The sequence below is a fragment of the SAR202 cluster bacterium genome (assembly GCA_009392515.1).
Lineage (GTDB): Bacteria > Chloroflexota > Dehalococcoidia > Lucifugimonadales > UBA6952 > UBA6952.
In genome coordinates this window covers 66006-77227 of sequence record VFGE01000030.1, presented here as the reverse complement: position 1 = coordinate 77227, position 11222 = coordinate 66006, and the positions used below count along the sequence as shown (strand labels likewise).

The 11222-nt window shown below is 34.5% G+C and carries 11 protein-coding genes; 7 read left to right on the top strand and 4 right to left on the bottom strand.

The features are described 5' to 3' along the window. Positions 1-485 precede the first annotated feature (485 nt). Both FI695_04465 and FI695_04460 read right to left on the bottom strand, forming a co-directional pair. Positions 486-1817, bottom strand: coding sequence for a transcription termination factor Rho (locus FI695_04465; GenBank protein ID MQG51215.1), 1332 nt, complete (start codon positions 1815-1817; stop codon positions 486-488). A 206-nt stretch (positions 1818-2023) separates the two neighbouring features. Continuing rightward, complete coding sequence (locus FI695_04460; GenBank protein ID MQG51214.1) at positions 2024-3631, bottom strand: CTP synthase; 1608 nt, start codon at positions 3629-3631, stop codon at positions 2024-2026. A 172-nt stretch (positions 3632-3803) separates the two neighbouring features. On the opposite strand from FI695_04460, the gene rsmD reads away from it, so the two are divergent. The 3 genes from rsmD (at position 3804) to FI695_04445 (ending at position 5421) form a co-directional block, all read left to right on the top strand. Next, the gene (gene rsmD / locus FI695_04455) at positions 3804-4349 is read left to right on the top strand and encodes a 16S rRNA (guanine(966)-N(2))-methyltransferase RsmD (protein ID MQG51213.1); all 546 of its coding nucleotides are present in this window, start codon (positions 3804-3806) and stop codon (positions 4347-4349) included. Positions 4350-4363: 14 nt separating this feature from the next. Beyond that, a complete protein-coding gene (coaD, locus tag FI695_04450) occupies positions 4364-4849 on the top strand; it encodes a pantetheine-phosphate adenylyltransferase (protein ID MQG51212.1) in 486 nt (161 codons plus the stop codon). A 143-nt stretch (positions 4850-4992) separates the two neighbouring features. After that, on the top strand, positions 4993-5421 hold the full coding sequence (locus tag FI695_04445; protein MQG51211.1) for a hypothetical protein: 429 nt from the start codon (positions 4993-4995) through the stop codon (positions 5419-5421). A 7-nt stretch (positions 5422-5428) separates the two neighbouring features. Here the strand turns inward: FI695_04445 and moaC are convergent, their stop codons facing one another. Beyond that, a complete protein-coding gene (moaC, locus tag FI695_04440) occupies positions 5429-6307 on the bottom strand; it encodes a cyclic pyranopterin monophosphate synthase MoaC (GenBank protein ID MQG51210.1) in 879 nt (292 codons plus the stop codon). Between the two features lie 9 nt (positions 6308-6316). Continuing rightward, positions 6317-7324 carry a GTP 3',8-cyclase MoaA gene (moaA, locus tag FI695_04435; GenBank protein ID MQG51209.1) on the bottom strand — a complete coding sequence of 336 codons (1008 nt, stop codon included), beginning with the start codon at positions 7322-7324 and terminating at the stop codon, positions 6317-6319. Positions 7325-7490: 166 nt separating this feature from the next. Between moaA and FI695_04430 the strand changes: the two genes are divergently transcribed. The 4 genes from FI695_04430 (at position 7491) to pheS (ending at position 11211) form a co-directional block, all read left to right on the top strand. Next, positions 7491-8441, top strand: coding sequence for a fructose-1,6-bisphosphatase (locus FI695_04430; GenBank protein MQG51208.1), 951 nt, complete (start codon positions 7491-7493; stop codon positions 8439-8441). Positions 8442-8459: 18 nt separating this feature from the next. After that, positions 8460-9464: a fructose-bisphosphate aldolase class I gene (locus tag FI695_04425; GenBank protein MQG51207.1), complete on the top strand. Its 1005-nt coding sequence runs from the start codon at positions 8460-8462 to the stop codon at positions 9462-9464. Continuing rightward, on the top strand, positions 9464-10048 hold the full coding sequence (locus FI695_04420; GenBank protein MQG51206.1) for an XTP/dITP diphosphatase: 585 nt from the start codon (positions 9464-9466) through the stop codon (positions 10046-10048). Before FI695_04425 ends, FI695_04420 begins: the two co-directional genes overlap by 1 nt. Before the next feature lie 104 nt (positions 10049-10152). Next, a complete protein-coding gene (gene pheS, locus FI695_04415) occupies positions 10153-11211 on the top strand; it encodes a phenylalanine--tRNA ligase subunit alpha (GenBank protein MQG51205.1) in 1059 nt (352 codons plus the stop codon). Positions 11212-11222: the final 11 nt, after the last annotated feature.

Sequence of the window (11222 nt, the reverse complement as noted above, 5' to 3'; positions counted from 1 at the left end):
GTTACTGCACCTGAAGGTGCTGCAAACGCACTGATGCTAGATAGCATAGCCACCAACAAAGCAGTGGTTACGCCAAATAGGCTTAAAATCCGAAAGTTCTTTTTCACTTGCTACCCCCTTAAAAAGAATAATGTACGGTATAAAGTTTTAAATTTGGTGGGGAAACCACCTTGGAAACGCCAGTAAATCTAACGTCCCCACAGGAACTAATATTAAAAATAAAAAAAAATAGTCGAGTACATAATATACTCTCTTATTTAAAAGGTCAAACCCACATGAATCAGTTCATCGACCAAAAACATGCGAAGACCCGAATACAGTCCAGTAATACCCTCATATTACCAAACTAATCGCGTCGTCGGTCAAATCCTCTGTCAATTGCATTGCAACTAACGTTACCGAAATATACATAATCTTGATGTAAGTGTCAAGTACTTTATACATAGGGATTATTTTTAAATTATCTAGAAAGTATAAAACAAAAATTATTTTTTTGATGGACTGTTCAGATTATCTAAAAATTCAGTATTTGCTTTTGTCTCAGACATACGCTTAAGAATTTCGCCAGTAGCATCAATACTATCCTGTGCATTAGCTGTTATAAGGCCAACCATTCGACGTAATAACCATACCTTTTTCAATGTCGCCTCTTCAAGGATTAATTCTTCTCTTCTGGTTCCACTTCTCTGAATATCTATAGCTGGGAAAATTCTACGTTCTGCTAATCGTCTATCTAAATGTAATTCCCAATTTCCAGTTCCTTTAAATTCCTCGTATATGACATCATCCATCCTGCTACCAGTGTCAACAAGGCACGTAGCTATAATGGTTAGGCTACCACTATCTTCAGTATTTCTTGCAGCACCAAAGAATCGTTTTGGCGGGTATAGAGCTACTGGATCAATACCACCAGATAAAGTCCTTCCACTTGTAGGCAAGGATAAATTATAGGCTCTTGTTAAACGAGTAATACTATCCATCAAAATAGTAACATTGACGCCAAATTCAACTAATCTCTTAGCACGTTCCAAGGCAAGTTCTGCAACACGACAATGATCCTCTACAGGTTCGTCAAATGTCGAAGCAAACACTTCGCCACTTACAGACCTTCTTACATCTGTTACTTCTTCAGGCCTTTCACCAATTAATGCTACAATCAAATGCATGTCTTTATGATTACTAGTAATACCGTTAGCAATATCTTTTAACAACATTGTTTTTCCGGCTTTTGGTGGTGATACGATAAGTCCTCTCTGTCCCATACCAATAGGTGCTATCATATCTATAACTCTTGTAGATAGTTTTTTAGGTTCTGTTTCTAGAGTAATTTGTACATTAGGAAATACAGGTGTAAGTTTATCGTAACCTAATCTTTTTTTTGCCTTATCTGGATCTAGATTATTTACTGCCTCTACTCGAATTAGTCCAAAATATCTTTCTCCGTCTTTTGGTGGTCTAACCTTTCCAGAAACCAAATCACCTGTTCGTAGGCTAAATCTACGTATTTGGGATTGTGAAACATAAACATCTTTTTTACCTGGTGAGGCCATTCCATTTTGTCTCAAAAAACCATACCCATCTGACATTATGTCGAGTATTCCGCCTGCTTCTAACTCTTCAGGCTCTTGGTCTGATTCAGAAGCTTTAACAATTTTGTCTATTAAATCATCACGCTCTATATCTGATTCAGAAATATCCTTAACTCCCAACTTCTTTGCCATTCGAAAAAGCTGCTTATCTGTTTTTTCTTTTAGTGATTCTGATGTAATAATAGTTTCTGTTGTCAAAAAAACACCTGCCTCATGTGTATCAGACATAATTTATCCTTAATAATATTCATATGGATAAAAATATCTTGAATAATACCCCCAGTTAAAATCACCCTACATTTACGATAAAAAACCAAATTGGATCTAGGAGTATATATTTTTTGTTGTGAAATCGTCGTAAATGACTGAGATAATTCCCGATCACTCTATCACATGTATTTTATTTAGTCTACTCTTACAATAAGAGAAACGCTCTAATCCTTATGATTACCATTTTTGGTAATACCAATAAACTCTCTGAATAAAGGATGTGGTCTTTGAGGTCTAGATAAAAATTCCGGGTGGAACTGGACACCTATCATAAAGGGATGCTGATCTAGCTGACAAATTTCTACAAGATCACCATCTGGAGAAGTACCCTGAGCTATTAAGCCGCCTTCTGCAAGGATATCTCTATATTGGTTATTAAATTCATACCTATGACGATGTCTCTCATTAATTGAACTTATGCCATAAATTTCATTGAGATAAGAATCAGGGTTTAATTCGCAAGGATAATTACCAAGCCTCATTGTCCCTCCCTTATTAACTACATCTTTCTGTTCTTCCATAAGACATATAACTGGATTCGTTGTGTCTTTTTCAAATTCTGTAGAATTAGCAGAAGCTAAACCAAGAACATTTCGAGCTACGTCAATAACCATCATTTGCATCCCTAGGCATAGCCCTAAATAAGGGATATTATTTGTTCTGGCATATTGAGCAGTTTTGATCATTCCTTCTATACCACGGGGGCCAAATCCACCAGGAACTACAATACCATCCAAATTTGAAAGAAGTGTTTCGCACCCTACCTCTTCAATATCTTCAGATTGAATCCATACAATTTCAATATTTGTATTGTTATAAACACCAGCATGAACTAATGCTTCTTTGACAGATATATAAGCATCGGGTAAATCTGTATACTTCCCAACAACACCTATAGTAAGTGTAGTTTTTAAGCTAGACATTCTAGACACCATATCGCCCCAGTCATCCATTAGTGATGGCTCTAACTCTAACTGTAAATGTTTTGTAAGCACTGAATCAATACCGCTGTTTTTTAATACTAAAGGAACCTCATAAATACTTTTAACTGTAGGAAGCACTACAACTGAATCTTTTGGAACGTCACAAAATAAAGCTAATTTATCTAATATTCCATTTGAAACATCAAAATCACTGCGAGCAATTATTGCGTCAGGCTGTATACCAATGCTTCGCAACTCCTTTACACTGTGTTGTGTAGGTTTTGTTTTGATTTCGCCAGTAGCTTGTATAAACGGAAGAAGAGTAACATGAATGTTATAGACGTTCTCCCTACCAACCTCATGCCTTATCTGCCTTATTGCCTCAAGAAAAGGTAACCCTTCTATATCGCCAACAGTACCACCAACCTCTACTACTACTACGTCTGCCTTGCTCTCTTTAGCTAAAGTCTTAATATGGTTTTTTATTTCATCAGTAACTTGTGGAACTACCTGTATAGTACCACCAAGGTAATCTCCACGTCGTTCTTTTTGGATTACAGTGCTGTAAATTTGCCCAGCTGTTACATTAGATGATGCAGTCAACTCTAAATCAATAAATCGTTCATAATGTCCTAAGTCCAAATCAGTTTCACAACCATCTTTGGTAACAAAAACCTCTCCATGTTGATAAGGAGACATTGTACCTGGGTCAACATTAAGATAAGGGTCTAATTTCATAACAGAAACCGTGAGACCTTTATGTTTTAGTAAACGACCTAGCGATGCGACAGTAATACCTTTCCCAACGGAACTTACAACACCACCTGTTACAAAAACATATTTAGTCATAGAGCATCAATAATCGAAAAGAAAATAGGTAAAATGTATACTATTGATAAATGTTAAATAACTATTAATGATCATGTCAAGAATATATTTATTAAATTTAGAGATAGCTATTGAGAAAGTTTATCAATAATATATATAGTTATTAAAATTAATACATTATTAAGGAGCTTCTTTGAGGATAACCAGTGGAATTTATAAAGGGATAAATATTATACTCCCTAAAAGTTCAACAATCCGACCAACATCTGAAAAAATCAGAATGGCATTATTTAATACATTAGGTGATTTAATTATAAATACCACTCTGTTAGACATATTTGCAGGAAGTGGCGCAATAGGTATCGAAGCTCTCAGTAGAAAAGCGTCTTCAGTAGATTTTTTAGAAAAAGACCCTCAATTATGCAATATGATCAATAACAATTTAGAAAAACTTAAACTACAAAATTCATGCAAAGTATTTCAAGGTAACGCAACCTCCATATTAAAACAATTGAACTCAAAATATGATTTTATATTTGCTGACCCACCTTATGAATATAAAAACAAAGAAGAAATATTATCCATAATTGAAAAATCAGAATTGCTAAATCCTGAAGGTATGATAATATTGGAACATCGATCAAATGAGAATATAAATGAAACATTGCTAAATATAGAAAAATTTGACGTAAGGAAATATGGGGATACCCAAATTTCTTTTTATAAAAACATAAAATAATTTACTTCACTACTATGGTAACAGTTTTATATAACGGAACATTTGATCCAGTAACAAAAGGTCATGAAGATTTAGTTTATAGAGCTTCTGAATTATTTGATAGGGTTGTCGTAGGAGTATTTGATACTCCAGCAAAATCACTATTGTTTACTACTGATGAAAGAGTTAAGTTGTTCTCAGAATCAATTAAAAATCTCAGTAACGTGGAAATTCAACCTTATACAGGACTATCTGTAGATTTCGCCGCATCGATAAATGCCAAAGCTATTATAAGAGGTGTCAGAAGTATAACCGACGCAGATTATGAAGCCACTATGGTAATGATGAACAGAAAACTACAACCAAATTTGGATACTGTGTTATTATATACTAGTTTAGAATATCAGTTTGTAAGTTCAACTCTTATTAAAGAAGTTGCAAAATACAAAGGTGATGTTAGCGAGTTTGTGTCTGAACACGTAGCAAATGCTATTAAAATGAAGTATGCTAATGGAAGTTAACTTCATGAAAGGAGGAAATCATAGATATTCTACCGATCATAGATAAATTAGAAGAAATCATTCTTGCTGGATCAAAGATGCCATTAACTAAAAAGAACCTAGTTGATGCACCTGAGGCTCTATTACTCATTGATCAACTGCGAATGGCTGTACCTGAAGATGTTTCCAGGGCCACAGAAGTACTTGCAAGAAAAGATGACATACTTAATCAATCACTAGACGAAGCTAGGAAAATTCGTTCGTCCGCTGAAACTGAATTTCGCAATAAAGTAGAAGACAGCGAATTAACCAAAGAAGCTGAAAAAGAAGGTGAGCGAATTATTCAAGAAGCGCAACAAAAAGTACAACGAATTATTGAAACTGCGGACAAGAAAGCAGTCCAAATGCTAAAAGATGCTGATGCCTATTCATATCAAGTTCTTTCTGAATTAGAAGCCAGCTTACAATCTATAATTACTACTGTACAAAATGGTTTGGGAACACTCAAAAGAAGTGATGACACTGAATCCGCAAAGAGTAATGAAGCGCCTAAAAAAAGAAAGTCGCAAACCACTTCCGAGGTTTCAAAATAAACTATATTTAGAAACTAGTTTCCCTAATGATATTTCCGGATTTTCCGCCTTTTTTACTTACTAGCTGAATATCACTGATAAGTGAATCGTGATCTATAGATTTGGTCATGTCGTATATTGTTAATGCGGTTATACTAACTGCAACCAAAGATTCCATTTCTACGCCTGTTTTGGAATTACTTTTTGCCATTGCTTCAATTACAAATCGATTGTTATCCTCGTCAATTTCTATTGTAATATCTACATGGTTTAAATCAATTTGGTGACATAAAGGAATTAATTCAGGAGTTCTTTTTGCTGCCATAATTCCTGCAATTCGAGACACACTCAAAACGTCGCCTTTAGGGTTATTCGCATTAAGAACTTGCGAAATAATTTGTTGACTTACTTTAACAAATCCTTTAGCAAAAGCTATACGTTCTGTGTCGCTTTTCTGACCTACGTCTACCATTTGCACTTTGCCTTCTTCACTAATGTGAGAAAGTTTATTTTTTTTTACCATTTCAGCCTTCCCTTGAGCTAAATCATTAACTTTTTCATTATAAAAATCACCGCTATGCCCTTTAACCCAATTCCAAGAAATATTACTGTGTTTTTGTATAACCTTTTCTAATTCATTCCAAAGCGATATATTAGCCTTTTTTTTCCACCCTTTTGTAATTGTATTTATTACATACAAACTATCAGAGAACAGTTCAATAATTGAACCAGGTTCAATGAAATGTAAAGCTTCAATTACAGACCTTAATTCCATGCGATTATTAGTAGTATCTTCCTCTGATCCAGACAACTCCATTTCTTCTCCATTAGGAAATATTATGACCGCGCCCCATCCACCTGGACCGGGATTACCTAAACACGAACCATCTGTATATACTTTTATCATGACCTAAATTTATCCACCAATCGCATACATTTCAATTTTTTTAGTTGGTTTCTTTCTTTTTGTATCAAATCGTTTTTGTGAGTATTGATCAGTTCTATTTCCCCATATTTGGACTATTTTATTTTTTAACTGTTCTTCATCATCAAAATCTAACGCTGGTTTAATATCAAAACCTAGATCAGAAAAAAGACACGTATACAATTTCCCATCAGTTGATAATCTAATCCTGGAACAATTCCCACAAAACGGATCACTAACAGAAGATATAAACCCTACCTCTGCAGAATCATCATTATATTTCCACCTATTGGCTACCTCATTGATATATTGCTTTTCTAAAGGAGTAATCCCAAATTTTTCATCTAACATTTTAGCAACTGTTGCAGAGGGCACAACATGCGACTTATCCCACCCATTTAAATTACCTACATCCATATATTCAATAAACCTCAATATATGGCCTTTAGCCTTGATATATTCTGCAAGATCTATCAGATTTTTATCGTTCTTTCCTTTTTGAACAACTGTATTAATTTTTATTGGATTAAATCCTAGTTTTTCTACAAGATCCAATCCTTCAAGTACAGTTGTTAATTCAGCATTAACACCATTCATTTCTTTAAACAAATCTTCATCAATTGTATCGATGCTAATTGTAATCCTTTTCAATCCAGCTTTATGGAGTTTTTCGGCATATCTAGACAACAAATATCCATTAGTAGTAAGTGCCAAGTCTTCTATTCCTGGTATTTGAATCAGCTTCTTTACTAACAAATCAAGATCTTTTCTTAATAGAGGTTCTCCTCCAGTGAGTCTTATCTTAGAAACACCCAATTCGGCAAAAACTTTAGCAATTCTTTCTATTTGTTCAAAAGATAAAACTTGATCTTTCGGTAAAAACTTATATCGTTCACCATATATCTCAGCTGGCATACAATATGGACATCGAAAATTACAACGATCTGTAACTGAAATTCTTAAATCCTTAATTGGTCTATTAAATATGTCTTTTATCATACTGTTTTATGGACTGTTATTCTTATGAAATATTAAATTATATTTCCCAAAATTTTAGTAATAAACATAATAGCAGAAAATTAAATAATAGTTTGAGTCAATTCAACAAGTATTACTTGAAACAAATAAGTAGCATTGTTAAACTTATCTCCAATATTATACCCGTATTCGATTTAGTATTCAAAATGAATTGGAGCTTACCATTATATTTCTAAGAGAATACTTAGAATCAATAGATATAGACAATCATCTTAAATCCACATTGTATGCAATAGCAAATGGTGCAATTCTTGTTCAAGAAAAAGTTGATCGATTAAGCATTGATGGGCACACAGGAGCAACTGGTGACATCAATGTGCAAGGAGAAGTTGTTCAAAAACTCGATGAACTCGGATCTCAAATTTTCCTTGACTGTTTTCGTACCTCACAAAGTGTTTCAATAGTTGGTTGTGAAGAACTAGAAAATCCTGAAATTATTTCACAGGATCCAAACCTATGCATAGTAAATATGGATCCTGTAGATGGGTCCAGCAATATTGATGTTTCTGTAAGCATTGGATCTATATTTGGAATATGGCCTAGCCCAAATCTTAACGAAATTACAAACAAATCTTTATTGCTTGCAGGAAAACAACAAATAGCAGCAGCATACGTAGTTTATGGTTCAAACACAATTATGGTAATAGCTACAGAAAAAGGAGTGAGTGGCTTTACCTTGGATAACCAGTGCAATGAATTTATACTCACGCACCCAATCATATCTCTTCCTGACAGCTGCACATATTACAGTGTAAATTATAGTAATTGGGATCAATTTTCTTCTAATACTAAATCTCAACTAGAAGAATTGCAAAAAACATCCTCATTGAGATATGTCGGCTCACTGGTTGCTGATTTTCACAGAAATCTTCTCAAAGGGGGAGTATTTCTTTATCCAAGCGGCAAACTCCGCCTTATGTACGAAGCTAATCCATTAACTTTTGTTATGAAAAAAGCTGGTGGTAGTGCTACAAATGGAAATGAAAATATACTGGATATCATACCCAAAGAATTACACGAACGAACACCTTTGTTCATAGGAAACACAAAAGAGGTAAATAAATTTACAATAGGATGAATACGAGAGGGAAAATCAATGAATACAAAACTACTTGCTGAAACAGCTAAAAAATTAGTGGCCCCTAAGAAGGGAATATTAGCAGCAGACGAAAGTTCTAATACAATTAAAAGTCGATTTGATTCTATCGGCGTAGAATCAACTGAATTAAATCGTAGAGACTATCGAGAAATGCTGTTCACAACAAAAGACATATCACAGTTCATAAGCGGTGTCATTTTATTCGATGAAACAATGCGCCAAAACGATTTAAATGGAGCCTCACTCGTTTCCATTTTATCAGATCAAGATATTATTCCAGGTATAAAAGTTGATACTGGAGCTAAACCTTTAGCTGGATCTAAAGGTGAAACGATAACTGAAGGATTAGATAATCTTCGAGAGCGATTGAATGAATATCGAGAATTAGGTGCATTGTTCACAAAATGGAGAGGAGTAATAAATATAGCAGAATCTATACCCACGCCTTATGCCATAAACGTAAATGCACATGCTTTGGCAAGATTCGCTGCATTAAGCCAAGAAGCTGGCCTCGTACCAATTGTAGAACCAGAAGTACTAATGGATGGTGAACACACAATTGAAAAATGTTTTGAAATAACCCAGCAAACTTTGCATCAAGTATATTCAGAACTTGAAATGCAAAATATCTTTTTAGAGGGCACCTTACTAAAACCTAACATGGTTTTATCTGGAAAAAGTGCAGTCTCAAGAGCAAATACAACAGAAGTTGCTCAAAAAACTGTTGAATGTTTATTGAGTTGTGTACCTTCATCAGTGCCAGGGATTGTATTTTTATCAGGAGGGCAAAGTGATGAAGAGGCCACAATAAACCTCAATACTATAAACCAAGTTGCAAAAACACTTAATGCGCCTTGGGAACTGAGTTTTTCATATGGACGAGGCCTTCAAGCTGCACCACTAAAAGCATGGCTTGGCAAAGATACAAATAAAACAACTGCTCAATCAAGTTTTTTTGACAGAGCTCAATTAACAAGTAGCGCTCGCCAAGGTCTCCTTTAATGAATCATAAACTATTATTAGGTACCTCAAATCCAGGCAAAATAAAAGAGTTTAAACAAATACTACAAGATATACCTTATGAACTAACTACGTTGGAAGAAGCTTCATGCAATATTGAAGTTATTGAAACTGGTAAAACATTTTTAGAAAATGCCACATTAAAAGCTACTCAATATGCTCACGCAACTAAATTACCATGTATATCTGATGACTCTGGAATAGAAATTGATGCATTGAATGGTAGACCAGGAATATATTCTGCAAGATATGGCGGACCTGATTTAAGTGACTCAGAAAGGGTAGAATTAATTCTAGAAGAAATGAAAAACATCTCCATAGAAAAAAGACAAGCGAGATTTAAAGCAGCAATAGTAATAGCTTGGCCTAATGGTAAAATATTGAATAGTGAAGGCACAATGGAAGGGATAATAAACTTTTCACCCACAGGGGAAAATGGATTTGGATACGATCCAATATTTTTACTTCCTGAATTTGGAAAAACCTCTGCAGAAATAAATCCTGATGAAAAAAATAAGCTTAGTCATCGAGCCAAAGCTATCAGGAATATTATTCCTCTGTTATAAAATTAATGTGATCTTACTTGTAAGACTTGATTATATACAATTCAGTAGTACAATTTCTTGGTACCCATTTTTCAATATAAGAAGAGAAATAAACAATGGATAGTATTCCAGATATTAATAATATAAACGATACTTATCAACAAGCTCTTGGAGAGCTAAGCAATAATAAAAGTGAACAAGATTTATCTCTTTGGAGAACCAAATACCTTGGGAGGAAGGGTATTTTAACAGGATTGTTACGTAACCTTAAAGAAACTCCTATAGATTCCAGAAGAGAAATTGGACAACAGCTAAATAATATAAAAAATCTCTTAGAAAAAAATTATGAGGATGCAGTAAACGCTGCAGGAGAATTAGTAAATAAAAATTCAAATGTACATAATGTAGATATCACAATGCCCGGTCGCCCAATACAAAACGGACGACTTCATCCAACAACTCAAATGATTAGAGAAATATGTGAAGCATTTCTATCCATGGGTTTCGATATTGCTGAAGGTCCTGAAGTTGAATGGGAATATTATAATTTCGATGCTCTTAATATCCCCTCCGATCATCCTGCAAGAGATATGTGGGACACATTGTGGTTAGAAAGCGACAAACAAGAAAAAGGTAATATTCTATTACGAACTCACACCTCTCCTATGCAAGCAAGAATCATGGAAAATCGAGAACCTCCAGTACGTGTTGTCGTGCCTGGAAAAGTATTTAGGTACGAAGCTTCAGATGCTACCCACGAGTGGCATTTTTACCAAGTAGAAGGTTTGGCAGTAGATCAAGGTTTAACTTTTGCTGATTTAAAAGGAACATTATTTGAATTTGCAAAAAGAATTTTTGGGGAAAATCGAAAAATTCGATTCAGATGTGATTACTTCCCATTTGTAGAACCCGGCGTTGATATGTCAATTGACTGTTTTGCTTGTAGTGACTCGGGATCTATATCAACTGAGAATTGTTCGATATGTAAAAGAACTGGGTGGATAGAAATTATGGGAGCAGGTATGGTTCATCCAAGAGTACTAGAGCAAGCAGGATACGACCCAGAAAAATACACTGGATTTGCATTTGGTCTGGGGCCAGAGAGAATTGCCATGTTGAAATACGGGATTGATGATATTCGTCATTTTTATTCAAACGACATAAGATTTCTGAACCAATTCTAAACTAAGGAGTA

Excerpts from the sequence above, each read along its gene's own strand:
- FI695_04465 (MQG51215.1), bottom strand. The coding sequence starts at position 1,817 with ATGTCTGATACACATGAGGCAGGTGTTTTTTTGACAACAGAAACTATT.
- FI695_04460 (MQG51214.1), bottom strand. The coding sequence starts at position 3,631 with ATGACTAAATATGTTTTTGTAACAGGTGGTGTTGTAAGTTCCGTTGGG.
- coaD (MQG51212.1), top strand. The coding sequence starts at position 4,364 with ATGGTAACAGTTTTATATAACGGAACATTTGATCCAGTAACAAAAGGT.
- FI695_04445 (MQG51211.1), top strand. The coding sequence starts at position 4,993 with ATGGCTGTACCTGAAGATGTTTCCAGGGCCACAGAAGTACTTGCAAGA.
- moaC (MQG51210.1), bottom strand. The coding sequence starts at position 6,307 with ATGATAAAAGTATATACAGATGGTTCGTGTTTAGGTAATCCCGGTCCA.
- moaA (MQG51209.1), bottom strand. The coding sequence starts at position 7,324 with ATGATAAAAGACATATTTAATAGACCAATTAAGGATTTAAGAATTTCA.
- FI695_04425 (MQG51207.1), top strand. The coding sequence starts at position 8,460 with ATGAATACAAAACTACTTGCTGAAACAGCTAAAAAATTAGTGGCCCCT.
- FI695_04420 (MQG51206.1), top strand. The coding sequence starts at position 9,464 with ATGAATCATAAACTATTATTAGGTACCTCAAATCCAGGCAAAATAAAA.